A 25,605-nucleotide genomic window follows, 5' to 3' on the forward strand; every position below is an offset into this window, starting at 1 on the left:
CCGATCTCGTGTTCGGCGAAAAGATCGAATATAGTGGCCTGGACGGTGCGTTCTTGGCGCATTGTCGGCTCCGGCGGTTGCGGGTTTTCCTTTGGAATCAGTGGCTTGATGCCAAAGTGTACCTGAAACCGCCGGGCTTTACCCGCAGAAAATCCAGAATTCTCCAATAATTTCAGCAGTTTGGCGTTTATGGACGGGCACACGCTAAGGCAAGCAACGCCAGGAGGCGGCGTTTTTAAACGCCGCCTTTTTCGATTCAATCGACAAAGACGCGGACGCTGGCAGCGCGCCCCGCCGCATCGATGACCGTCAGGGTTGAATAGCCCCCGCCATCCGGCAGCCACTGGTTGACGCGGCGTCGCGAGGTTTCGGGCAGCGGCTTGCCATTCGCCAGCCAGCGGAACGGCGCGCGTCCACCCTGGAGTTTCAAAGCCAGCGGCATGATTTCTCCTCCCGACTTCGCGCCGAGATCAATCTTCGCTCCTTCTGGCGGATAGATGATCTGCGGTGCAGGCTCGCGCGTCGACGCAGCGATAAGTCCGTTGGAAGTGACCGAGAAGCGGCGCTGGCTGATTGGCAACTGCGCCTGCGTTACTCGCGACGCACCGGCCGGTGCTGGCGGCAGTGGTGTGATGGTGATACCGGATTTGGCAAATCCTTCAAAGAGGATCGGCGCCGCCGAACCGAAACCCGTAAGGCCCGGAACGGCGCCATTGTCGGGCCTGCCGACCCAGACGCCGAGAACATGATCGCCATCAAACCCCACTGACCAGGCATCGCGATATCCGTAGCTCGTGCCGGTCTTGTAGGCGATTCCGCGCTGGCCGGCACCGAGCGGTGGCATGACGCCCGAGAGAATATCAGCGATGTTCCAGGCGGCAACCGGCTCGAGCAAGGGTTCGGACATGATCTGCGCGGGTTTATCCTGAACGCCGTCGCCGAGCCGCACCGGCCTGCCCCGGTTGGCAAGCCCGGCGTAGAGTTGCACCAGATCCTTCAGTGTTATGCCGACGCCGCCAAGCCCGATGGCGAGGCCCGGCGGTTCATTGGGTGGTAACACCGGACGGACGTCGGCGCGGCGGAAGCGGACCATCAGCCGCGTCGGACCTACGGCATCGAGAAGGCGCACGGCCGGAACGTTGAGCGAGAGTTGCAACGCCTGGCGAATGCTGACATCGCCCTGATAGCTCATGTCGAAATTGCGTGGGCGATAGCCGAAAAAGTCGGCCGGCCGGTCCTCGATGATCGTCTCCTGACTGACCAGGCCATCCTCCAGCGCGAGCCCGTAGATAAAGGGCTTGAGCGTCGAGCCGGGCGAGCGATTGATTCTCGTCATGTCGATCCAGCCCGAACGGCTCGCGTCGAAATAGTTGGCCGAACCAACCTCACCGACTATCTCGCCGGTGCGCACGTCGGCCATCACCATGGCGACGGAAACCTTCGGCCCCAACCTTGCGGCGAAGTCCCTCGCCACCCCTTCCAATCCCTGTTGGATCGAACGGCGCAGGGTCGTCGTATGTCGGTTAATCCCCGGTTCCTTGCGCCTGGCGGTCTCCGCTAGATGGGCGGCGTAAGCCGGCAGTTGCAACCTTTGCGCCGGAATTGGCGCAAGCTCCGCCCGTTCGGCCTCGCCGTCGCCAATGACCTTTTCGACCGCAAGGCGATGCAGCACGCGCGAACGCGCCGCCTCGGCCAGCGCAAGGTTGCGGTCCGGCCTGCGCCGCTCGGGCAATTGCGGCAGAGCGACGAGAAGGGCGGCCTGGGCGACCGTCAGGCGACGCGGCTCCTTGCCAAAATAAGCAAGACTCGCCGCACGGACGCCTTCCAGGTTGCCGCCATAGGGCGCGAGCGTCAGGTAAAGATCGAGTATCTGGGATTTGTTGAGCCGTCGCTCGATCTGAAGCGCGCGAACGAGCTGCTGCAATTTGGCCGTGAGCGAGCGGCCTTGCCTCGGTTCGATTAGGCGCGCAACCTGCATGGAAAGCGTCGAGGCCCCCGAAACGATCCGGCCATTGGTGACGAGCTGCACCGCTGCCCGGGCCAGGGCGATCGGATCGATGCCTCGATGCTGCCAGAATCGCTGATCCTCGTAGGCGACAAGCATGCGCACGAATTGCGGATCGACGTCGGTCGCTTGCGTGGCGAGCCGCCAGTGCCCGCCAGACGTGGCAAAGGCGCGTAGAAGCTGACCATCCGCATCAAGGACCTCCGGTGAAATGTCGCGCGCCTTCTCCAATGGAGGCGGAAGCGCGCGATCCGCCGCATCAAGGCCAAATGCCAGCGTCGCGGCCAAGGCGAAGTTGGCCAAGATGCCGATGCGGAATGTTCGCCAGGCCGACATTATTGTGCTGTGACGACCTCCATCCGGCCGGTGGCGGTACGCGCGGAGAACTGCGGACGATACATGTCCTCGACGCTGGCAGCCGGGTGATCATAGGTGCCTGGGGTTACGGCGCGCACGACATAGGCGAGCGTTATCTCGCCGTTGTCGCCATTGGCGCGATCGAAGGCCGCTACGAAGCGGTCGCTGCGGAATTCCGTATGGGCGGCCTCGACTTCGCCTATCCAGTCGAAATTTGACAAGCTCGCGCTATTGACGAGCCCGGGGTTGTCGATCTCGAAACCTGCCGGCAAGAGGTCAGTTATCAGGACCCGCGACGGCCACGGGTTGTTCTGGGTGACCTTCAGAACCACGACATAGCGCTCGTTCTGCTTCGCCTGGCTGACATTGGCTTGCTGGCCATCAAGCGTGTAGTAGGTGCGCTCGATGCCAAAACCGTCACCGCCTGCCGGCAATGGCTGTGAAGGCGACGCGACAGTCGTGACAACCACCGAGACAGGCTCTGCAGATGCATTCGTGACCGAGACGGGTTGTGCCAACAGTTCGTCGCCGCTTATGCGCGCGACATAGCCTCCGGCACGCGCAGTGCCGTTGATGTCGAGCTTCAAGTCCTGGTCACCGCCTTGGATGGCGCGGGCAGCAAGCAGCATCCACGTCTGTTCCTGCGTGCTCGTATAGGGCTTGCGTTCCCACTCGCCAGCGACGATCTTCGACAATTGCGGAACAATTGGCGGAACCGGGCGACTCTCGGCAGCAAGAGCAAGAACGGCTGCGTCGTCACGTAGGGACGAACCATAGTCAGAGCGGGCAAAGCTGACATTCGTGACCAGGGTCGATTGCTGTAGCGCGTCGGTGAAGATGCTTTGCGAGCGTTGGGCGTCACCATAAAGTGAAAGCGCTGCGGCCAGATGGGCTCGCGCCAGCGGTGTCGGAAACTCGGCAAGTTTCGTGTCGGCATAATAGCGCAAGTCGCTGATGGCAGCCTTGCGATTGCGCGCAAGCACGTAAAGCGCATAGGCGATTTCGTTACCCTTGTCCTTGACGCTTACGTCGTAACTCAACGAATTCTGCAGGTTCTCGAGTGCCTGAACAAGCGCCTGTTCAGGCACTTCATATTTCTGTTCGCGCGCGCGCGTGAGGAAGTCTGTGACGTAGGCATCAAGCCACAGATCGCCCGAACCAGGGCTCCAAAGACCGAAGCTGCCTGAAGATGACTGGTAGGACAGCACCCGGTAGATCGCGTCCTGAACGCGTTTCTGCACGTCCGTATCTTCCGCGATGCCGGACTGCTTGGCGAGCTCGCTCATGTAGAGTAATGGCAGCGCACGGCTAGTCGTCTGCTCCGCACAACCATAGGGATAGCGGTCGAGCGTCATCAACAACGCCGGAATGTCGAAGGCAGCCGAACGCGTCACGTTGAGACTGACCGAGGCGCCTTGGAGGATGCTGCCCGCAAGCAATTCACCATCGACCTTCAGCGTGCTGTTGGGAGCAATCTTGATGGGCTTGCGAACAGTGACGGGGAGCGTTGCCGGACGCACGGGTACGTTCAACGATTGGTCGAGTGACAAGCCGGCCGCGTTCGAAAGTTTTACCGATACGACGCCATCGCCCGGATGTTCCCCCTTCAACGGCAGGGTGATGTCGAATTTTCCCCCCGCCGCGAGGTTCACCGTCCGGGACGCACCGGATTGTTCGACGCTCACCGCCGGGTTGGTCGTCACCTGCAGCTGATAATCTCCCGCCGGTGCGTCGGTGTTGGCAATATCGAGCCGAAGCGACGCCTTGTCGGCTGGAGCAAGGAATTTCGGCATGCTTGCGGTCACCACGACGGGATCCCGGATGATCACGTCGGACGTCGCATGACCGACGCCAGCCTTCGACCAAGCGACCGCCATGATACGCGCGGTTCCGTTGAACTGCGGAACGTCAAAGCTGACATTGGCCTTGCCTTGCGGATCGAGTTTCACAGGTCCTGAAAAGAACGCGATGAGTTTCTCCGTGGGCGGGCTACCCTGCATCGGCATCTGTGCGCCGTCGCCGCCAGTGCGCAGCTTGCCAGTCGCGCCCTGAGAACCGTCGATCAGGCGTCCATAGAGATCGCGAATCTCGATGCCGAGCTGGCGCTGGCCGAAATACCATCCGTCAGGGTTTGGGGCTTCGTAGCGGGTAAGGTTGAGGATACCGACGTCCACGGCGGCTACGGTGATGAACGCGTTTTCATTCGCCCCGGCACCCGTGACCTGCAGCGCGATATTGAGCGGCTTGCGCGGTTCTGTCTTTGGCACCACATCGAGTTTCACGGCGAGGTTGCGATCGCCCGGGTTAACGCCGAGCCATTTCACGCCGATTGCCCGCATCGGCATGTGGCTTTCCTGCGCATTACCCGGGCGGAACAATGTTGCCGTCACATAGGCGCCGGCACCCCAATCGGCAGTGACGGGAATCTCAACTTCGCCGCCCTCCGCCGGAATGCTCGCGCGCTTCGTCACAAGCAGGTTTTCCGCGCCGACCGTTACCAGAAGTTCGCCAGCGAAGCGCGGTGAAACCTTGAGCTTTGCCGTTTCGCCCGGAGCGTAACTGCCCTTGTCCAGTGCGATTTCGAGGCCGTCAGGCGTTTCGGTCGATGTCGCCGCTACATAGTAGCCGGCATCGAACTCGACGCTCGAGGTTGGGCCATCCGCCACCGTCGTCTCCACCTCGAGGCGGAAACGGCCCCAGGTGACAGGCACTGAAATTTCGGCTCCGTCGGCGGTGGCGTTTACCTGGCCATTGGCGATCTGCTTCGTCGAAAGAATCGGTTCGTATTTCCACGAATTTCCGTCGCGGTACCATTGATAGTTGCGCTCGATGCTGACCAGCTTCCACCCCAGACCCTGCATCGCCTGTTTCTGATTGTTCTGGTCGACGGCAATCACATGAAACTTGGCCACCGAATTTTCTGGCAGATCGCCCGAAAATTCCGGCTTGATGCCGATCATCGGCCCTTCCGGCTTGACCGGAAGCGTCAATGTCCTTTCGACAGCGCGCCCGCCTGCCTCCTGCATGCGGACCACCGCGTCGGCATTGAGAAGTTGGGTCGTGGAGGGAACGTCGCTGAGCGAGACGTCGAATGTCGCCTTGCCGCCGTCATCGAGCGGATGCAGATCCTCCAAGGGAATGCGCGAGTCCTCGTTGACCTCTTCGTCCGCAAGACCAAAGAAATAGCCCGCGAAATCAGCGCTTTCATGCGTTGGCTTCAAGGCGATCTCGCCTTCCAGATTGAGCCCCGCGGCCGGAGCGCCATAGAGATAGCGCCCATCGACTTTCACCGGCATCGACTTGCCGATTTCGAGCGATTTCGCCTCGCTGGTCAGGTCGAATTCAACACGGTCCGGAACAAAGTCCTCGACCAGGAACTGTTTTTCCGCAATTGGTGAGGCCTTGGGGTCGGTGAAAATCTGCATGGTCCAGGTGCCGCGCATCGAATTGGGCTGCAGCGCAAGGTCGAGCGTGTGGCCCCCGAGATTTGCACCATCGCTGACCATGCGACGGTCTTCGACCCCGTCGGGCCGTTTGAAAACGAAGGTCAGCGGTAGTTTCTCGATGGCGTTGGCGGCATTGTCGCGGGCTAGTGCCGACGCATGGACGGTCTCGCCCGCGCGATAGATGCCGCGTTCCGTCCAGGCCAATATGTCGATGGCGCCGGGGGCCGCGCGCCCCGTCACGCCCCGGTCGGAAAGGTCAAAGCCGGCACGGGTCATGTCGAGGAACACATAGTCGGCGTCGCCGTTCTTGGCAGTTATCACCGCCGGCGCAGTGGCCGCCGTGCCACGCATCAGCCCGGCAGTGAAGGTTGCCCTCCCCTCGGTGTCGGTCGTCGCCGTGCCGAGAATTTCGTTATTCTTGGCAAGAAGCTGCAGCTCAACGCCGATGAGCGGTTGCGCCGTCGCCAATGAACGGGCGAACACGTTGAGGCCGTCGGTTCCGGCATAAGTGGTCAGGCCGATATCGGACACCACAAACCATTGCGTCGCCTGTGCATCCCACTCTTCGGTTTTGGCATCGGGCGAAACAGCGGTTAGCACATAGACGCCGGGCTTACGCTGCGGAAGCGCTTCGTCGACCGGGAAGCTGGTAACGACATCATTGTTGAGTTCGGACTGAATATCGATCGCACCCTGCCATACAAGCTCGCCGGATTCGTCCTGCAGGCGCTGCGCATTATACCCGTCGAGCTGTGTCAGGAATTGCGAACTCGTCATAAGCGGCGCGAGGCCGCGGTCGCCGATTCGATAGAGCTTGAGATTGGCTGTCGCCGTATTGACCGAAACGAGAGGAATGCCATGTCGAGCGGTGCTCGGCAGCACGAAACTATCGCCGGTAAATCGCACCATCGCGGAGCGATCCTGGATGTAAAGGTCAAGGTCGACGGGCGCCTCCAGCGCCTCGCCGACCGACGAAGGCAGGCCCGGCCGCAGGGACAGCTTGTAGCGCTGGCCATGTTCGAGACCTTCGATGCAAATTTCGCTGCCCCTGGCTTCGATGGCCTTTGGGGCACCACCATTGAGGGTGAGGAAAGGCGTGTAATCCGTACCCACCTTCACCAAAGGTTCGGAAAACTGCACGCAGGCGCGCGGCACGGCACTATCCGCATCAATCGTGTGGTTCACGACACGGAAACCCTGGAGAGCCCTGAGGTCGAGATACGCAGCCTCGACCACCTTGTAGTTGACGAGATCAAGGCTGGCCTTATAGGCGCTCAGCGCAGCGCGGTAATTTTCGGAGTTCTGCAGCGCCGCGGCAAGAACCGCCAGTGCGTCGGCCCGGCTCGATGCCGTCCGCGTGAGCTGGTAGCCATTTAACGCAGCAAGCGCGGCCTGGCCGGCAATGTACGTATTCTTGTCCGCACGATTGGCCGCGCGAGCGGTCTCGATCCAAAGGGTGCCATCGTCGGGATTGACAGCCAGAGCCGCCTTGAAATTGTTGAGCGCATTTTCAAGATTGCCCGAAGCAAGCTCACTGCGTGCAACAGCCATGAGGCCATCGAGGCCCTGCGCCTTTTGCGCGGCTGTCAGCGTCAAACTGCCTTTGACTTGCCGGGCCTCTTGCACCAACTGATCGGAAAGGAATGGCAGCTTCGGTGGCGCACCGATATCAGGTTCTGCGACCGTTTCGATAACTTTTCCGGCGATGGAGCCAAGGGCAGGCTTCAGCTCGTTGAAGTCTGATTTGAGGAAGCACCACTTCGCCTTGGGATTGTAGGTAAATGCCTTGCAGGCCTTGTCCGCCAGGCAAACGAGTTCGCATTGGTCCTGCGTGACATCCTGTTCGGTCCGCAGGTCGAACCCGAAATAATCCCCGTCTTTGGTGACGACCACATCACGGTTCGTCTCTGCGGCGCCTGCCGGCACGTAAGCTGCGAACATACTGAAAATAAAGAGCGAAAAGCCGAAAACCGCACGCATAGACATCAAGGCCTCCCAACGCTCAGGGCCGGAAGATTCCAGCCCTCAATGTCGATGCTCGGCACTGTTCAAACTTCGCCCGAACTTGTCAACAGATCATGCGGGACGGGTTGCATTCTCATGCTGAATTTCGTTGCGAATCCAGCCCTGGAACTGCAGCATCTGCCGCGTCGCCTTGCGATTTTTCGGCGAGACCAGCCAATAGGCGATCGATGACGGAACACGCGCTGGAAACGGAGCGACGAGCCGCCCATCAGCAAGGCTATCTTCAACGAAGAGATCCCAGGCCAGCATGATGCCTTGCCCGCTGATTGTAGCCTCGAGGGCAAGCCAGGGATCGGAGAAGGTTGGTCCGTCAAATGGAAGCGGCCCTGCAAGGCCCGTTGCGGCCTGCCAGTCGTCCCAACTGAACATAGGGTTCTCGTAGCAGATAATGGGCTGGGTGAAGATATCGGCGGGCGCAGACAGGCGCTCGGCAAATGCCGGCGTGCAGACAGGGAACATCGATTGCGGCAAAAGACGTTCCGGTGTTCCGTCCCGCCAGTCACCGCTGCCGAGCCTTATGGCAAGGTCGATATCTGAGCGAGCGAGATCAAGAAGCGCAGTACCGGGATCGATGCGAATTTTCAGATCCGGATAAGCCGCGCGCAAACGCCCGAGCCGCGGCACGAGCCATTTCGACGCAAAGGTGGGCGCCACGGAAAGCAGGAGCGCCTGATCGGCACCCTCGACGAGCGAGATCGCCTGCGAGATTTGTTGAAACCCATCGGCAAGTCGCGGCAGCAAGGAGCGACCGAAGCCTGTCGGCACCAGTCCCGCACGGGTTCGCTCGAAGATCGCCTGGCCGAGCTGTTCCTCGGTGCGGATCAGCTGCTGACTAACTGCGCTGACGGAGACGCCGAGTTCGTCGGCCGCCCTCGGCAAAGAGCCGAGGCGCCCGATCGCTTCAACTGCCTTTAGGCCATTCAGATGAAATCGGTTAAGGTTCTTCATGAAGTTTTTCTTCATCCCAGTATCGGCAATCTTGATTGCCGAGATGCGCTTGATCCCCATAATAGAGGGTAATCTTATGATCAGGGAGATCTACGATGAAGATTTTCTTTCTGATGCGCGCGATTTGGCTTTCTAATGACCCCAAGCGAGAGCATATCGAGCACGAACCGCTAGATTGGTACCGTGATCCGCTGTCGCATCCCGCTATCGACGCGATGTGCCTCGATCAATTGGCGGACCTACCTTTCGATGCACACTCGGTGCGCCGGCAATGAACGAGGCAAAGCAGGCTATGCGAGGACGGCCTTCTTGCAATGCATCGCACACATTCAGGCAGGAATCGGCCCTGGCTTGCGAATGTGCTTGGCGGCGGCAATGACAAGGTCGTCAAGGCCATTGTCATCCTGTTCGAGGATGGCGAAAAGCTGGGTGCGCATACGCGGCTCCCAGAAGTGGTTTATATGGTCGGCAACCCCGGCGATCGCCTCGTCCTTCGGTTGCGTGTGGAAGAATCCCGCAATCTGGTTGGCCATGTAGACCAGTTTCTGTGCCGTCGATTTATGACTTTCACTATCCATATTGCACCAATCGAACTGTGGGACTTTGAATGAGCGTGGAAGCGGCGGAATCGGGATTGGGTTTTGCCGGCCCGTTGACTGCCAATTCATCCCCTTTTGTTTTCACCTGCGCCAATGCTACGGGTACGCGTTCCGGTCGGGTGAAGACGTCGAACTCTTCGCCGCGCACGAGCGCGATGAGCGTCATACCTGCAGCTTCCGCCGTGCGGACGGCAAGAGCCGTGGGCGCGGATACCGCAATCAGCACCGATGCGCCGATGATTGCCGTCTTCTGCACCATTTCAATCGACACGCGGCTGGTGATGACGACAGCACCAGTCTGACCTGCGACGCCAGCCCGGCACAGCGCGCCCGCAAGTTTGTCGAGCGCATTGTGCCGGCCAACATCCTCGCGCACCGCAAGGATGCCCTGGCCCGGCACATAGAAGCCCGCTGCATGCACTGCGCCGGTCTCGCCATGTAGTGGTTGGCGTTCTGACAATGAATTTACGGCATCTGCGATTTCTTCCGGCGCGAGGGCAAGTCGCACCTTGTCGACGGATGCCACAGGCTTCAATGCTTGCTCGATCGATTCGATACCGCACAATCCGCAGCCAACTGGACCTGCCATACGGCGGCGGCGGTCGGTCAGTTCCTGTCCTGCTTCCGCCGCAAGGCGCACCTGCACGTCGATGCCCTCGTCGTGCTCCTCGATGGCGATTTCGCTGATTCCTTCCATGGTCGACACGATGCCTTCGGAGAGGCTGAAGCCCACCGCGAAATCTTCCATGTCAGCGGGCGTCGCCATCATGACGGCATGGGTCGTGCCATTGTAGCTGAAGGCTATCGGCGTTTCCTCCGGCACGATCCGGCTGTCCATCGCCCAGGCGTCGGCCGTGCCTTTGCGGCGGCGGATGATGCGCGGGACGGAAAGCCGGGTCGGCCGCTCGGACATTGCTATTCCGCCGCGTCCAGCGTGGCTGCGATCCGGCGGCTTTGCCGCGCCTGTTCGTCGTATTTGACCTGCCAGTCGCTCGGACCATTCGACACCGCCACCTGAACCGCGGTGACCTTGTACTCCGGACAGTTGGTTGCCCAGTCGGAAAAGTCCGTGGTGATGACGTTCGCCTGTGTCGTCGGATGATGGAAGGTCGTATAAACCACGCCCGGTGACACGCGATCGGTAATCAGGGCGCGCAGTGTGGTTTCGCCGGAACGACTTGCAATCTTCACCCAGTCTCCTTCGCGCACCCCGCGCTGTTCCGCATCGTGCGGGTGGATCTCAAGGCGATCCTCTTCATGCCAGACGACATTGTCCGTCCGGCGTGTCTGCGCGCCGACATTGTACTGCGACAGGATGCGTCCCGTCGTCAGCAGCAGCGGGAAGCGCGGTCCGCTCCGCTCGTCCGTTGCGACGTATTCGGTGCGGATGAACTTGCCCTTGCCGCGCGCGAAACCATCGATGTGCATGATCGGTGTGCCGAGCGGCGCCTTTTCATTGCAGGGCCACTGGACCGATCCCTCCTTGTCGATGAGATCGAAGGATACGCCGGCAAAGCTTGGTGTTGTCAGGGCAACTTCGTCCATGATCTCGGACGGATGCTTGTAATCCCAGTTCAGACCCATCGCCTTGGCGAGGTTCTGCGTAACCTCCCAGTCGGCATACCCGTTACGCGGGCTCATCACCTTGCGCACGCGATTGATACGACGTTCGGCGTTGGTGAAGGTCCCGTCCTTTTCGAGGAAGGTCGATCCAGGCAGGAAAACATGGGCGTAATTGGCAGTCTCGTTCAGGAAGAGATCGTGGACGACGACGCATTCCATGGCAGCGAGACCCGCTGCAACGTGCTTGGTATCGGGATCGGACTGCAAAATGTCCTCGCCCTGGATGTAGATGCCCTTGAACGTGCCGTCGACAGCTGCATCAAGCATGTTCGGAATGCGCAGCCCCGGTTCGTCCTGAAGCTTGACGCCCCACAGCTTGTCGAAGATGTCGCGGGTCGAGTCATCGGAAATATGGCGGTAGCCGGGCAACTCGTGCGGGAACGAGCCCATGTCGCAAGAGCCCTGGACGTTGTTCTGGCCGCGCAGCGGGTTAACGCCGACGCCCTTGCGCCCGATATTGCCGGTCGCCATAGCAAGATTGGCGATGGCCATGACCGTGGTCGAGCCCTGGCTGTGCTCGGTAACGCCGAGGCCATAATAGATGGATCCGTTGCCGCCGGTCGCAAACAGGCGCGCCGCCTGACGCAGAAGCGCCGGATCAACGCCGGAAACCTGCTGAGTGGCTTCGGGACTATGTTCCGGCGAAGAAACAAAGGCAGCCCAATCCTGGAACTCGTCCCAGTCGCAACGTTCACGGATGAACTTCTCGTCGAACAGCCCTTCCGTCACAATGACATGCGCCAATGAAGTGACGACGGCGACATTAGTGCCGGGGCGCAACGGCAGATGATATGAGGCCTCAACGTGCGGACTGCGGACGAGATCAATCCGGCGCGGGTCGACGACGATAAGCTTCGCACCTTTGCGCAGACGCTTTTTCAAGCGCGAGGCAAATACGGGATGCCCATCAGTCGGGTTGGCGCCAATGATCATGACGACATCGGTGTGTTCGACGCTGTCGAAATCTTGGGTACCGGCGGAAGTACCGAAGGTCTGCTTCAGACCGTATCCGGTCGGCGAATGGCAGACGCGGGCACACGTATCGACGTTATTGTTGCCGAAGCCGGCACGCACCAGTTTCTGCACGAGGTACGTTTCCTCGTTGGTGCAGCGCGAAGAAGTAATTCCGCCGACGGAGTTGCGGCCATACTGGTATTGAATGCGGCGAAATTCATTCGCCACATGCTTGTAAGCCTCATCCCAACTGACTTCGCGCCAGGGGTCTGTGATCTTTTCGCGGATCATGGGGTTGAGGATGCGGTCCTTGTGGGTCGAATAGCCGTAGGCGAAACGCCCCTTGACGCAGGAGTGGCCGCGATTGGCCTTGCCGTCCTTCCATGGCACCATGCGAACCAGTTCTTCACCGCGCATCTCGGCCTTGAACGAACAGCCGACGCCGCAATAAGCGCACGTTGTCACATAGGAATGCTCGGGCTGTCCGATCTCGATGACCGACTTTTCCGTCAGCGTCGCGGTCGGGCACGCTTGCACGCAGGCGCCGCAGGACACACACTCACTGTCGACAAAACTATCATGCGGCCCGGCAGAAACACGGCTATTGAAGCCGCGTCCCTCGATCGTCAGGGCAAAGGTGCCCTGCACTTCCTCGCAGGCGCGCACGCACAGGGAACAAACGATGCATTTGGACGGATCATAAGTGAAATAGGGGTTGGATTCATCCTTGGGCAACCAATGGTCGTTGGCCACGGCGCCAACCTTGGCAAAAACGTGATTCTCACCCTCATAGCCGTAGCGAACATCCCGAAGACCGACGGCACCCGCCATATCCTGCAATTGGCAATCGCCATTGGCGGCGCAGGTAAGGCAATCCAGCGGGTGGTCGGAGATATAAAGTTCCATCACGCCCTTGCGAATATCCTTGAGACGCGGGGTCTGTGTGCGGACGACTAAACCCGGCATGGCGGGCGTGGTGCAGGAGGCCGGCGTGCCGGCGCGGCCGTCGATCTCAACAAGGCAGAGGCGGCAGGAACCGAACGCGTCCACCATGTCCGTCGCACAGAGTTTTGGAACCTCGATGCCGGCTTCCATGGCGGCACGCATGATCGACGTGCCTTCCGGCACCGTAACCTCGTTTCCGTCGATGGTCAGGGTGACCAGCTTTTCGGATTGCGAAGCGGGCGTGCCGTAGTCGATTTCGTGAACCAGGGACATCGTTATCTCCTATTCCGCGGCATGGGCGGCAAAATGCGTATTTGGCGCCGGGCGGAAATCCTCAGGAAAATGCGTCAGCGCGCTCATGACGGGATAGGGCGTGAAGCCGCCCAGGGCACAGAGCGAGCCGAACTTCATTGTATTACATAAATCGGTCAGAACCTTGATCTGTTTTTCAGGTTCGACATTTGCGGCAATGCGGTCGACAACCTCTACGCCGCGCGTCGAGCCGATGCGGCAGGGAGTGCATTTGCCGCAAGATTCTACCGCGCAGAATTCCATGGCAAAACGCGCCTGCTTCAGCATGTCGACCGTATCATCGAAGACGACGAGACCGGCATGGCCGATAAGGCCGTCCTTCGCAGCAAATGCCTCGTAATCGAAAGGCGTATCGAACAATTCGCGCGGGAAATAGGCACCGAGCGGGCCGCCGACCTGTACCGCCTTGACGGGACGGCCGCTTGCCGTGCCGCCGCCGATATCATCGACGATTTCGCCCAGAGTCAGGCCAAAGGCGGTTTCGAACAGTCCGCCATGCTTGACGTTGCCGGCGATCTGCAACGGGATAGTGCCGCGCGAGCGGCCCATGCCGAAATCCTTGTAGAAGGTCGCGCCTTTCTCGAGGATGATTGGGACCGATGCCAGCGATATCACATTGTTGATGACGGTCGGGCGACCGAACAAGCCCTTGTGCGCAGGAAGCGGCGGCTTGGCGCGAACAATGCCCCGTCGGCCCTCAAGGCTTTCGAGCAAGGCGGTCTCTTCGCCGCAGACATAGGCGCCCGCGCCGACCCGCACTTCCATGTCGAATGCATAAGGGGATCCGAGCACCGATCTTCCAAGGACATTCCCGCGCCGCGCCGCTTCGAGCGCCTCGTTCATTATCGCGACCGCATGCGGATATTCGGAACGGATATAGACATAACCTTTCGTTGCACCGACGGCGATTCCAGCGATCGTCATGCCTTCTATGAGGACAAAAGGATCGCCCTCCATGATCATGCGGTCGGCGAAGGTACCGCTGTCGCCCTCATCGGCATTGCAGACGATATATTTTTGCTCTCCCGCTGTATCGAGCACGGTCTTCCACTTGATACCGGTAGGGAAACCCGCACCGCCGCGGCCGCGCAGGCCGGACTCCGTCACTTGAGCGACGATCTCCGCCGGCGTGAGCTTGAGGGCATTTTCGAGGCCGTTAAGACCGTCATGGGCACGATAATCTTCAAGTGACACGGGATCCGTGATGCCGCAACGGGCAAACGTCAGCCGCGTCTGCCTGGCAAGGAACGGCAGATGATCGGTCAGCCCGAGCCAGAGCGGGTGCACCCTACCTTCGTGCATCCCATTGTCGAGCAATGCCGGCAGGTCAGAAGCCTTGACCGGGCCATAGGCTACGCGGCCACCCGGCGTTTCCACCTCAACCATCGGTTCGAGCCAATACATACCCCGAGAGCCATTGCGCACGATGCGCGCGTCAAGACCGCGCTTGTCGATTTCGGATTGAAGGGTTTTTGCAACTTTCTCGGCGCCTAGCGCGAGCGCGCCGGAATCGCGCGGAACATAGAAGGTGACAGTCATAGCCGTACCTCCGCCGCGATTTCCTCGAGCTTTTCCGCGTCAAGTCGGCCAATGACCTCGCCGTCGAGCATTGCCGAAGGGGAGCAGGCACAGAGCCCGAGGCAATAGACGGGTTCGAGCGTTACGGCGCCGTCAGGCGTCGTGCCGTGCCAATCGATACCAAGGAGTTCGTGGGCGCGGTCCGCAAGCGCATCGCCGCCCATCGACTGACATGCCTCGGCGCGACACAGCTTCAGCACATGTCGTCCGGCCGGATGGTCACGATAGTCGTGATAGAAGGTGAAGACGCCCTGGACCTCGGCACGCGAAATATTGAGGGCGCTCGCAATGAGCGGCAGCGTCTCGCGGGGAACATAGCCGAACTCGGCCTGCAACTCGTGCAAGATCGGAAGCAGAGGGCCTTCGTTGCCCTTCAATTGATCGATAATGCCTATCGCTCTTTCGGCGATATCGGTACTTGCACTCTGCATATCGTGCAGCGCCCTCCCTGAGTTTCTCCCTGTTCTTTAGAACAGATCAAATATGATATTATATATCAATATCGCAGTTTCGTCATTCGATAGAAATTTTCTATCAAATCATATTAAGGCTTTGCGCAAGCGCCCTCGCCTCATGCAAAAGTGCTGAAACAAGTGGTGTGTGCGGTTCGCGGTCGGCCGCAACGAGCCCGACAAGGTGACGTGCATCGGGCTCGACAATGGGTATCGAGCGGATCGGCTCGGCAAAACCGAGCGTCTCGGCAAGGTTGAGCGGCATGATGCTCGCCCATTTGCCGGTGCGGATATGCGAGAACAGCACGATCATGGAGTTCGACTCGAGCGTCGGATGCACCTCGATACCCGCCTCTTGCAGGTGCTTGTTGATGAGCCTGCGGTTCTGCATATCCATTGTGAGCAGGCAAAGCGGCAATTGCCCAACCTCCTTCCAGGTGACCGACTCCCGGTCGGAATGGGTGCTTCCGGCCGATGTGATCAGCTGATAGCGCTCGGTATAAAGCGGTACCGAAGTCACCCGGCCGAGGGGTTCATTGTCGAGATAGCTTATACCGACGTCGATCTCGAAATTGCTGAGCAGGGTCAAAACTTCGAGCGATGTGCGTGAGGTAACCGAGAACGTCACGTCCGGGTGCTTTTCGCGAAATGGAGTGGTCAGTCGCGAAACCATGGCAAGCGCCGTCGGGATGGCGGCGATCTTCACGTGCCCAGCAAGGCCAAGACGGGCGGCGCGCAGTTCTTCCCGCATGGTACGCGTATCGCCGACGATGCGCCGCGCCCATTCAAGGACACGCTGCCCTTCCGAGGTAAGCCCCTTGAAGCGCGAACCACGCTGGACGAGCACGACGCCGAGCGTTGCCTCGAGCTGCCGGATGGCGGCCGACAAGGTGGGCTGGGTGACGCCGCATTCTTCGGCCGCACGGCCGAAATGCTTGTGCCGCGCCAGCGCGATGAAGAATTCCAGCTTGTCAATCATCAAGGTTGCTCCTCCGGAGCGAACCTAGCGATGATGACCTGTCGTCAGCAAGGCAAGTTTTTCAAACCGTCAGAAACTTGCGCACGTCCGGACGGTCGAGGCTCGGCGCATCGCCGGAATGAACGATCTCGCCGCGATCCATGATGTAGACGTGATCGGCGAGTTCGCGGCAGAAGTCGAGGTATTGCTCGACGAGAAGTATGGCGAGGCCGGCCTGGTCGCGCAGGAACTGGATGGCGCGGCCAATATCCTTGATGATCGAGGGTTGGATGCCCTCGGTCGGCTCGTCGAGCACAAGCAATTTTGGTCGTGTCACCAGAGCGCGACCTATCGCCAGCTGTTGCTGCTGACCGCCCGACAAATCGCCACCCCTGCGCCCGAGCATCGTCTTCAGCACGGGAAATAATTCGAACACTTCCGGCGGCACGCTGCGGTTACCGCGTGTTGCCGCGGCAAATCCCGTCGCAAGATTCTCGCGGACGGTCAGCAAAGGGAAGATCTCCCGGCCCTGCGGCACGAAAGCGATACCGGCGCGAGCACGGTCGTAGGATGGCTTGCGGTCAATCGGCGCGCCTTCGAAACGTATCGAGCCCGACGAGAGCGGATGCTGACCGACGATGGCGCGCAGCATGCTCGTCTTGCCGACACCATTGCGTCCGAGAACGCAGGTGATCGACTTGGGTTTCACTTCAAGCGATACGCCGCGCAGCGCTTGGGCCGCGCCATAGTGGAGGGATGCGTTCTCGACGGTCAGCATGATTTTCCTATCGCCCCAGATAAACTTCGATGACGCGCTGGTCATTGCTGACGAAATCGAGCGAGCCTTCCGCCAAGACCGCGCCTTCGTGCAGGCACGTGACCTTGACGTCGAGTTCGCGCACGAAATGCATGTCGTGTTCAACCACCAGCACCGAACGGGTCTTGGCGATCTCGCGCAAGAGCTTGGCGGTTTCCGCCGTTTCAGCGTCGGTCATGCCGGCGACCGGCTCGTCGACGAGCAGCAGCTTCGGGTCCTGCGCAAGCAGCATGCCGATCTCCAGCCATTGCTTCTGGCCGTGCGAAAGATTGGCCGCGAGCCAATCGCGCTTCGTATGCAGCCTGATCGTATGCAGGATGTCATCGATGCGTTCGGCCTCGTCGGCACTTTGCCGGTGGAACAGAGCCGAGAAGGCCGATTTCGGACCGGCGAGCGCCAGGACAAGATTGTCTTCAACCGTATGGCTCTCAAATACCGTGGGCTTCTGAAACTTGCGGCCGATGCCAAGCAGCGCAATTTCCGCTTCGTCGTGGCGCGTAAGATCAATCTCGCCGTTGAAATAAACGTCGCCCGTATCCGGCCGGGTCTTACCGGTGATGATGTCCATCATCGTCGTCTTGCCTGCGCCATTGGGGCCGATGACGGCCCGCATTTCGCCGGCGCGCAGGACGAGCGACAGATTGTTGATGGCCCGAAATCCGTCGAAGGAAACCGAGACGCCATCGAGATAGAGGAGCGTATCCTGGGCTTTCATGATTTACTCCGCTGCCTGAGGTTCGGCGATGGGTCCCACGCGTTCTGACGAGGGCAGTCCTTCATCGTTGCGCCTGCGCGCCGCCCTTTCCTTGCGCTTCGCCTGCCACGTACCGTAGAGGCCGAGAATACCCTTCGGCAGGAACAGGGTGACGATGATGAAAAGGGCGCCAAGCGCGAACAGCCAGACTTCCGGGAAAGCTGCGGTAAAATACGTCTTGCCGAAATTGACCAGCACCGCGCCGATGATCGGCCCGATGATCGTGCCACGCCCACCGACGGCGACCCAGATCACCGCCTCGATCGAGTTGGCCGGTTCGAACTCCGAAGGATTTATGATACCGACCTGCGGCACGTAGAGCGCGCCGGCGATTCCCGCCATCATGGCAGAAATTGTCCACACGAAGAGCTTGTAGCGATCGACCCGGTAACCGAGGAACCGCATGCGGCTCTCCGCATCGCGCACACCGACAAGTACCTTGCCGAGCTTGGAGCGGACGATGAAGCTCGTCACGAATACGGCGAGCGCAAGAAACAACGCTGTTGCTGCAAAGAGCATGCACCGGGTGCTATTCGCCTGGATATTGAACCCCAGGATATCCTTGAAATCCGTGAGGCCGTTATTGCCGCCAAAACCCATATCGTTTCGGAAAAACGCAAGCAGCAATGCATAGGTCAGCGCCTGCGTGATGATCGAAAGATAGACGCCAGTGACGCGCGAGCGGAAGGCAAGCCAGCCGAAGCCGAATGCGAGAACGCCAGGCACAAGCACGACCATGAGCGCCGCGAACCAGAAGTGGTTGAAGCCATGCCAGAACCACGGCAGTTCCTTCCAGTTGAGAAAGACCATGAAGTCGGGCAGCACCGGATCGGCATAGACGCCGCGTGGGCCAATCTGGCGCATCAGATACATGCCCATGGCGTAGCCCCCAAGCGCAAAGAATGCGCCATGGCCCAGCGAAAGGATGCCACAGAAACCCCAGACGAGATCGAGCGCGACCGCCAGCAAGGCGTAGGTCAGGTATTTGCCGATCAGCGACACAAGATAGGTCGGCACGTGAAATGCCGACGTTGGAGGCAATAGGAGGTTGGACAGCGGTACGAGGATGGCGAACGCCACCAGCAGGGCGATGACAATCGAACCGCGGCGGTCGACATGGGTGAAAAACCATTTCGTGATCATGCTTCGATGGCCCTTCCCTTGAGTGCGAAAAGGCCACGCGGGCGCTTCTGGATGAACAGGATTATTAGCACCAGCACGAGGATCTTGCCGAGGACGGCTCCGGCGAAGGGCTCGAGGAACTTGTTGGCGATGCCGAGTGACATTGCCCCGACCAGCGTTCCCCAGAGATTGCCGACGCCGCCAAACACCACCACCATGAAACTGTCGATGATGTAGCCCTGCCCCAGATTCGGGCTGACGTTGTCGATCTGGCTGAGCGCAACGCCCGCAATGCCGGCGATGCCGGAACCGAGACCGAAGGTCAGCGCGTCGACCCAAGGCGTCCTGATACCCATGGCGGACGCCATGCGGCGGTTTTGGGTGACGGCGCGCATCCGCAGGCCGAGCATCGTCTTCTTGAGGACCAGTTGCAGCACCGCGAAGACGGAAAGGGCAAAGACAATGATCCAGAGGCGCGACCAGGTGAGCGTCAACAGGCCGAGATCGAACGATCCCGCCATCCACGAAGGATTGCCAACCTGCACATTGGAAGCGCCGAACCAGGACCGGATAGCCTGTTGCAGAACCAGCGAAATGCCCCAGGTCGCAAGCAACGTCTCCAAGGGGCGCCCGTAGAGGAAACGGATGATGCCTCGTTCGATGACGACACCCACTGCCCCGGACACCAGGAAAGCGGCAGGAAGCGCAATCAGCAGCGAGTAGTCGAAAAGGCCGGGTGCGGATGTGCGGATGATCTGTTGCACCACGAAGGTCGTATAGGCGCCGATCATAACCATTTCGCCATGGGCCATATTGATGACGCCCATGACGCCGAAGGTGATGGCAAGCCCAATCGCCGCAAGCAGCAGCACCGAGCCCAATGACAGGCCATAGACTATGTTCTGGATACCGTTCCACAGGGCAAGCTTGCTGTCGATGTTACCGATTGCTGAACGTGCTGCGTCACCGACCGGCCCCTCAATGCCCTGGAGCGGCGTCAACAGGCCAAGTGCGTCGCGGCTGTTTCCGGCGCTGACTTCGGCAATTGCGGCAATTTTCGCATCATCGGGCGCGGTAGAATTCAGCACCGCTGCCGCTTTCGCTTGCATCATCAACCCCTTGATGCCGGCGTCTTTTTCGGCCGCTATGGCCTGGTCGAGGAGAGGGATCGACTCAGGGTCCCGAGTCTTGAGGACGGCTTCCGCTGCCGAACGGCGCTCGGCCGGATTGTCGCTCATCAATGTGAGCCCGCCTATCGCGGCGGCGATGTCCCGGCGCAGCCGGTTGTTGACCTTGATCTTTTCGGCCGCGCTTCGCGCGACGGGAGCAAGTTTTGTTCCAGTCAGCGGATCAGTTGCCGCGTAGTACGAGCCATCGCGTTTACCAATGAAGACGGACTTGTCGCCCTTCGCAACGTAAAGGTCGCCAGCAGTAAGCGCGTTGAGGATAGCGGACACGCGAGGATCGCCAGTCTTGGCAAGATCGGATACCGCTTTCGTCGTCTCATCGAAATTGTCCGCGGCAAGGGCCTGAACCAGCGGACGCAGCGTTGCGTCTTCGACCGTCTCCGCCCAGGCGTTCGCACCCTGCGAAAACATCCCGGACATCACAAAAAGTACGGCCAGCAAACGGATTAATTGCATCAAAACAATCCTGGGTTTGAAGATCTTCGGGGAACTCCACCTCCGCTCGGGCGGAGGTGGAGTGGCTTCGGATGTGCCCCGACCCGAAGCCGGTACGCGTCAGTTCGTAACGCCGCCGCACTTGCCACTGACGACGTTGAAGTTGCCGCACGACATCGGCTTGCGCCAGTCGGAGATGAGGTCCTTGGAACCCGGCAGGTAATCCGACCATTCGTCGCCAACGACAAGACCAGGTGTCTGGTAGACGATATCGAACTGGCCATCGTCCTGCACTTCGCCGATCAGCACCGGCTTGGTGATGTGATGGTTCGGCATCATCGTCGAATAGCCGCCCGAGAGGTTGGGAACCGACGCACCGACGATGGAATCGATGACCGCATTGGAATCGGTGGTGCCTGCGGCTTCAACCGCCTTCACCCACATGTTGAAACCAATATAAGTCGCCTCCATCGGATCATTGGTCACGCGCTTGTCGTTTTTGATATAGGCGTGCCATTGCTTGATGAACGCGGCATTGGCATCCGCATCGACCGACTGGAAGTAATTCCAGGCAGCAAGGTGGCCGACGAGCGGCTTGGTATCGAGACCGGCGAGTTCTTCTTCACCGACGGAGAAGGCGACGACCGGAATGTCCTCCGCCTTGATGCCCTGGTTGGCGAGTTCCTTGTAGAATGGCACGTTCGCATCGCCGTTGATGGTCGAGACGACGGCGGTCTTCTTGCCGGCGGAGCCGAATTTCTTGATGTCGGAGACGATCGTCTGCCAGTCGGAGTGGCCGAATGGCGTGTAGTTGATCATGATATCCTCATCCTTGACGCCCTTGGCATTGAGGTAGGCCTTGAGGATTTTGTTCGTCGTCTGCGGATAGACATAGTCGGTGCCTGCCAGCACCCAACGCTCGACGCCTTCCTCCTTGGCGAGATAGTCAACTGCGGGGATCGCCTGCTGGTTCGGCGCGGCGCCCGTATAGAAGACGTTGCGCGAGCTTTCCTCGCCCTCATACTGGACGGGGTAGAAGAGCATGGAGTTGAGTTCTTCAAAGACCGGCAGGACGGACTTGCGTGACGACGAGGTCCAGCAGCCGAAAACAGCGGCGACCTTGTCCTGTTCGATCAACTGACGCGCCTTTTCGGCAAAGAGCGGCCAATCCGACGCCGGATCGACGACGACCGCTTCAAGTTTCTTGCCGAGAACGCCGCCTTTCTTGTTCTGCTCGTCGATCAGGAACAGCATCGTGTCCTTGAGCGTCGTTTCTGAAATCGCCATCGTTCCCGACAGGGAGTGCAGGATGCCGACCTTGATCGTGTCATCCGCCGCTGCAGCAGGCGAGAGAGCCAGCGCCGCCCCCATGGCCGCGGCCGCAAAAGTCCCAATAAATCTGGCTGTTAGACTGGACATTCAGGTAAACCCCTCTTTTGGTTGTGTGCACCAAGGGATTAAAAGCAATGAGTGTGCCAACTTCGCCAACTACATTAAAAATTATAAATTATTCAAATTTATCGGTAATTTAGCTATCCCCTTTGCCAACAAGATGTGCGGACGCGTGCCCAGTTCTCAGGCGCGCGCACGGCAATCGGCTTATACTTTAGTCACATCTCAATCAATGATGATATTTTAGGCAGCGATCAGCCCGGATCGCGCTTTGGATCTGGTGTTGACCATCTTTTGATGTATGGTAGTTCGACTTTCTCACTTCACCAGGAAAACAAGATGGACATCCGTCAAATTGACGAAGGCTATGCCGTGAGCGGCCAGATTTCACCCGACGACGTGCGCGATCTCGCCGCGGCGGGCTACCACACGATCATTTGCAACCGGCCGGACGGTGAAGCGGCCGACCAGCCGAATTTTTCGGAGATCAAAAACGTTGCCGAAAAAGCAGGCATCTCTGTCTACTACGTTCCAGTCGTTTCCGGACAATTGACACAGGACGATGTTGACGCCATGGCCAGCGCACTCGAAGAAGCTGAGGGGCCTGTTCTCGCATATTGTCGTTCGGGCGCCCGGTCGACCAATATTTACGGTATCGTCCAGCAGCAGAAGGGCTGACTCGCATGCTCCCCATCGCTGATCTCGGCGTCGATGACCTTGACGCTTTGCGCAACCATGTCCTCCGCGACTACGAGGCTTTTCGTGCAAAAGGGCTCAGGATCGATATGACCCGCGGCAAGCCGAGCCCCGAACAGCTCGACCTTGCCAATGGCATGCTCGTTCTTCCGGGCAACGGCGACCACTTCAGCGAAGCGGGCGAAGATGCGCGCAACTATGGTGGGCTGCAGGGCCTGGCCGAAGTCCGCGCACTGTTCGCACCCATGATGGGCGCGCCGGCAGACCGCATAGTCGTCGGCGATAATTCAAGCCTCGCCATGATGCATGACTGCCTGCTATGGGCGATGGTCAAGGGTGTTCCGGGCGAAATGGAACCCTGGTCGCGGCAATCGGGATCGCCTGCCTTCATCTGCCCGGTCCCCGGCTACGATCGGCACTTTGCTATCGGCGAGGAGTATGGCATCCGCATGCTGCCGGTGCCGCTCACCGGGCATGGTCCGGACATGGACCTGGTCGAGGAACTCGTCGCCGATCCCGATGTCAAAGGCATGTGGTGCGTGCCAAAATATTCCAATCCATCGGGCGAAACCTATTCGACCGAAACACTGGAACGCCTCGCCGCAATGCGGACAGGCGCGCCGGATTTCCGGCTGTTCTGGGACAATGCCTATGCGGTCCACCACCTTACGGCAACCCGGCACGAGATCGCCAACATTCTCGACCTTTGCGCGCAGGCCAATCATGCCGACCGCGCCTTCGTCTTTGCATCGACTTCAAAGGTCACGCTCGCCGGCGCCGGCCTTGCCTTGTTCGCGTCGTCTGCGGCAAACGTAAAATGGTATCTCGCCCGTGCCGGCAAGCGCACCATCGGACCCGACAAATTGAATCAATTGCGGCATGTGCGCTTTCTCAAGAACATGGATGGCCTCAACCGGCATATGGATGCGCACCGCGCCCTCATAGCTCCGAAATTCGATTCGGTCATCGAAGCCCTGGAATCCCGCCTCGCCGGTACTGGCGTTGCACAGTGGACGAAGCCTGACGGCGGCTACTTCATCTGCGTCGATGCAATGCATGGTACGGCACGCGATGTGGTAGAGCTTGCCCGCGAGGCCGGCGTCGTTCTGACGCCAGCCGGCGCGACCTCTCCCTATGGACGCGATCCCAATGACAGCACGCTGCGGCTTGCGCCGACTTTTCCATCGCTTCAAGAGGTTCGGTTGGCCTCGGAAGGCATCGCCCTTTGCATCCTGCTTGCCGCCGTGGACAAGCTGATCGCGCAGCGAGAGGGGTGAGACCGGACTAAATCCGCTGTCCGACGTCGATGCGATTTCCGTCCGGATCGGCGAAGACGAACGCACGCTGCCCATAATCCTTGTCTTTCAAGGATTTGATGATGCGGACTCCCTTCGCCTCGCAGATCTCGTAAAGCGTCGCTATATCATCGACGAACATGTGGAGAGCGTTCGTGGTCGTCGCGACGGGATTGCGGACCTGGTTAAGGTGAATCTCGGCGGCATCCTTTTTCAGGACCATGAAGCCGGTCGGGCTGCCGTTCTCGAAGACCTTCTGAAAACCGAGGACTTCGCAATAAAAGGCGCATGCGGCCTGTATATCTTTAACGGGAAGGCCTGGGGCAACGCGCCCGAAAGTAACAGTATGGATATTCGATTGACTCATCGCTCACTCCTCGAATGGTAGGCAGAGGCGGCGGTGCGCGTGCTTGATCTAGGAGCGGTGTCCTTACCGGACTTCGATACAACAGGCTTGCACCGAAGTCCATTCGACGAAAGTACGCTTCAGAAGAACGCTTGAATGCCGGTCTGAGCGCGGCCGAGGATCAGCGCATGCACGTCGTGCGTACCCTCATAGGTGTTGACCGTTTCGAGGTTCTGGGCGTGGCGCATCACATGATAGCCGATCTGTATGCCGTTGCCGCCGTGCATGTCGCGGGCCATGCGCGCAATGTCCAGGGCCTTGCCGCAATTGTTGCGCTTGACCAGGCTGATCATTTCCGGCGCGACTTTGCCCTCGTCGAACAAACGGCCTACGCGCAACGAGGCCTGCAGACCGAGCGTAATTTCCGTCTGCATATCGGCGAACTTTTTCTGAAAAAGCTGCGTTGCGGCCAGCGGCCGGCCGAATTGCTTGCGGTCTAGCCCGTACTGCACTGTCCGCTGCCAGCAGTCTTCGGCGGCGCCCATGACACCCCAGGAAATGCCGTAGCGGGCGCGGTTGAGGCAGCCGAAGGGTCCCTTGAGGCCCGAGACGTTCGGCAGCAAATGCTCTTCGCCGACAACGACACCGTCCATGACCACTTCGCCGGTAATCGAAGCGCGCAGCGACAGCTTGCCGCCGATCTTCGGGGCCGAGAGGCCCTTCATACCCTTTTCGAGAACAAAGCCGCGGATCTGTCCGTCATGCGCATCGGATTTCGCCCAGACAACGAACACATCCGCGATCGGCGAATTGGAGATCCACATCTTGGACCCGGAAAGGCGGTAACCGTCGGCAACCTTCTCCGCACGAGTTTTCATTCCGGCGGGGTCAGAACCGGCGTCGGGTTCGGTCAGCCCGAAGCAGCCGATCCACTCGCCGGAGGCAAGCTTCGGCAGGTATTTTTGGCGCTGCTCCTCTGATCCGTAGGCATAGATGGGATACATGACGAGTGAGGACTGAACGCTCATCATCGAGCGATAGCCGCTGTCGACGCGCTCGACCTCACGCGCGACGAGGCCATATGCGACATACGACGCGCCCGCCGTGCCATATTCCTCGGGAAGTGTTACGCCGAGAAGGCCGGACTCGCCCATCATCCGGAAAAGCGCAGGATCAGTCTTCTCTTCGAGATAGGCCTCTTCGATGCGCGGGAGAAGTTCGCCTTGAGCAAAGGCCCGGGCGCTATCGCGGATCATCCGTTCGTCTTCGGTCAATTGATCTTCCAAGAGAAAGGGATCAGTCCAGACAAAGGACGGCTTGGAATTGGCCATGATTGTTTTTCCTCCTTAGATATGCCGG

Annotated in this window: 19 protein-coding genes; 3 read left to right on the forward strand and 16 right to left on the reverse strand. The window is 59.7% G+C overall.

Going from position 1 to position 25,605, the window contains the following annotated elements; genetic code table 11:
* Window positions 1–256 precede the first annotated feature (256 nt).
* From pbpC to AAAB35_RS26440, 3 genes are all read right to left on the reverse strand, one after another.
* Entirely contained in the window at window positions 257–2,341 is a 2,085-nt protein-coding gene (gene pbpC, locus AAAB35_RS26430; protein WP_340671308.1) for a penicillin-binding protein 1C, read from the reverse strand.
* The gene (locus tag AAAB35_RS26435; protein WP_340671371.1) at window positions 2,341–7,788 is read right to left on the reverse strand and encodes an alpha-2-macroglobulin family protein; all 5,448 of its coding nucleotides are present in this window, start codon (window positions 7,786–7,788) and stop codon (window positions 2,341–2,343) included. Before AAAB35_RS26435 ends, pbpC begins: the two co-directional genes overlap by 1 nt.
* A gap of 96 nt (window positions 7,789–7,884) precedes the next feature.
* Window positions 7,885–8,841 carry a LysR substrate-binding domain-containing protein gene (locus AAAB35_RS26440; protein ID WP_340671309.1) on the reverse strand — a complete coding sequence of 319 codons (957 nt, stop codon included), beginning with the start codon at window positions 8,839–8,841 and terminating at the stop codon, window positions 7,885–7,887.
* 35 nt (window positions 8,842–8,876) lie between these two features.
* Between AAAB35_RS26440 and AAAB35_RS26445 the strand changes: the two genes are divergently transcribed.
* The gene (locus AAAB35_RS26445) at window positions 8,877–9,056 is read left to right on the forward strand and encodes a hypothetical protein (protein WP_340671310.1); all 180 of its coding nucleotides are present in this window, start codon (window positions 8,877–8,879) and stop codon (window positions 9,054–9,056) included.
* Between the two features lie 54 nt (window positions 9,057–9,110).
* Here AAAB35_RS26445 and AAAB35_RS26450 read toward each other — a convergent pair whose 3' ends face one another.
* The 11 genes from AAAB35_RS26450 to urtA all read right to left on the reverse strand — a co-directional run bounded on the left by AAAB35_RS26450 (window position 9,111) and on the right by urtA (window position 21,888).
* Window positions 9,111–9,359, reverse strand: coding sequence for a formate dehydrogenase subunit delta (locus AAAB35_RS26450; protein WP_340671311.1), 249 nt, complete (start codon window positions 9,357–9,359; stop codon window positions 9,111–9,113).
* Window positions 9,352–10,293 (reverse strand): formate dehydrogenase accessory sulfurtransferase FdhD, encoded by a 942-nt coding sequence (fdhD, locus tag AAAB35_RS26455; protein WP_340671312.1) that lies wholly within the window; start codon window positions 10,291–10,293, stop codon window positions 9,352–9,354. Before fdhD ends, AAAB35_RS26450 begins: the two co-directional genes overlap by 8 nt.
* A 2-nt stretch (window positions 10,294–10,295) precedes the next feature.
* Complete coding sequence (fdhF, locus tag AAAB35_RS26460) at window positions 10,296–13,175, reverse strand: formate dehydrogenase subunit alpha (RefSeq protein WP_340671313.1); 2,880 nt, start codon at window positions 13,173–13,175, stop codon at window positions 10,296–10,298.
* Between the two features lie 9 nt (window positions 13,176–13,184).
* Complete coding sequence (locus tag AAAB35_RS26465) at window positions 13,185–14,753, reverse strand: NADH-quinone oxidoreductase subunit NuoF (RefSeq protein WP_340671314.1); 1,569 nt, start codon at window positions 14,751–14,753, stop codon at window positions 13,185–13,187.
* Window positions 14,750–15,223 carry a formate dehydrogenase subunit gamma gene (locus AAAB35_RS26470; protein WP_340671315.1) on the reverse strand — a complete coding sequence of 158 codons (474 nt, stop codon included), beginning with the start codon at window positions 15,221–15,223 and terminating at the stop codon, window positions 14,750–14,752. The genes AAAB35_RS26465 and AAAB35_RS26470 overlap by 4 nt, the downstream gene beginning before the upstream one ends.
* A 103-nt stretch (window positions 15,224–15,326) precedes the next feature.
* The gene (locus tag AAAB35_RS26475) at window positions 15,327–16,223 is read right to left on the reverse strand and encodes a LysR family transcriptional regulator (RefSeq protein ID WP_340671316.1); all 897 of its coding nucleotides are present in this window, start codon (window positions 16,221–16,223) and stop codon (window positions 15,327–15,329) included.
* Between the two features lie 61 nt (window positions 16,224–16,284).
* On the reverse strand, window positions 16,285–16,980 hold the full coding sequence (urtE, locus tag AAAB35_RS26480; protein WP_340671317.1) for an urea ABC transporter ATP-binding subunit UrtE: 696 nt from the start codon (window positions 16,978–16,980) through the stop codon (window positions 16,285–16,287).
* A gap of 7 nt (window positions 16,981–16,987) precedes the next feature.
* The gene (urtD, locus tag AAAB35_RS26485; RefSeq protein WP_340671318.1) at window positions 16,988–17,734 is read right to left on the reverse strand and encodes an urea ABC transporter ATP-binding protein UrtD; all 747 of its coding nucleotides are present in this window, start codon (window positions 17,732–17,734) and stop codon (window positions 16,988–16,990) included.
* Between the two features lie 3 nt (window positions 17,735–17,737).
* Complete coding sequence (urtC, locus tag AAAB35_RS26490) at window positions 17,738–18,916, reverse strand: urea ABC transporter permease subunit UrtC (RefSeq protein ID WP_340671319.1); 1,179 nt, start codon at window positions 18,914–18,916, stop codon at window positions 17,738–17,740.
* Window positions 18,913–20,538 (reverse strand): urea ABC transporter permease subunit UrtB, encoded by a 1,626-nt coding sequence (urtB, locus tag AAAB35_RS26495; protein ID WP_340671320.1) that lies wholly within the window; start codon window positions 20,536–20,538, stop codon window positions 18,913–18,915. Before urtB ends, urtC begins: the two co-directional genes overlap by 4 nt.
* Before the next feature lie 99 nt (window positions 20,539–20,637).
* On the reverse strand, window positions 20,638–21,888 hold the full coding sequence (gene urtA, locus AAAB35_RS26500) for an urea ABC transporter substrate-binding protein (RefSeq protein WP_340671372.1): 1,251 nt from the start codon (window positions 21,886–21,888) through the stop codon (window positions 20,638–20,640).
* Between the two features lie 360 nt (window positions 21,889–22,248).
* Here urtA and AAAB35_RS26505 point away from each other — a divergent pair, with 360 nt between their 5' ends.
* On the forward strand, window positions 22,249–22,587 hold the full coding sequence (locus AAAB35_RS26505; protein ID WP_340671321.1) for a TIGR01244 family sulfur transferase: 339 nt from the start codon (window positions 22,249–22,251) through the stop codon (window positions 22,585–22,587).
* Between the two features lie 5 nt (window positions 22,588–22,592).
* Complete coding sequence (locus AAAB35_RS26510) at window positions 22,593–23,882, forward strand: aminotransferase class I/II-fold pyridoxal phosphate-dependent enzyme (RefSeq protein ID WP_340671322.1); 1,290 nt, start codon at window positions 22,593–22,595, stop codon at window positions 23,880–23,882.
* Window positions 23,883–23,889: 7 nt separating this feature from the next.
* Here the strand turns inward: AAAB35_RS26510 and AAAB35_RS26515 are convergent, their stop codons facing one another.
* Entirely contained in the window at window positions 23,890–24,267 is a 378-nt protein-coding gene (locus tag AAAB35_RS26515; protein ID WP_340671323.1) for a VOC family protein, read from the reverse strand.
* 119 nt (window positions 24,268–24,386) lie between these two features.
* The gene (locus AAAB35_RS26520; protein WP_340671324.1) at window positions 24,387–25,577 is read right to left on the reverse strand and encodes an acyl-CoA dehydrogenase; all 1,191 of its coding nucleotides are present in this window, start codon (window positions 25,575–25,577) and stop codon (window positions 24,387–24,389) included.
* Window positions 25,578–25,605: the final 28 nt, after the last annotated feature.

It is taken from the genome of Phyllobacterium sp. (assembly GCF_037994425.1).
Classification (GTDB): Bacteria; Pseudomonadota; Alphaproteobacteria; order Rhizobiales; family Rhizobiaceae; genus Phyllobacterium.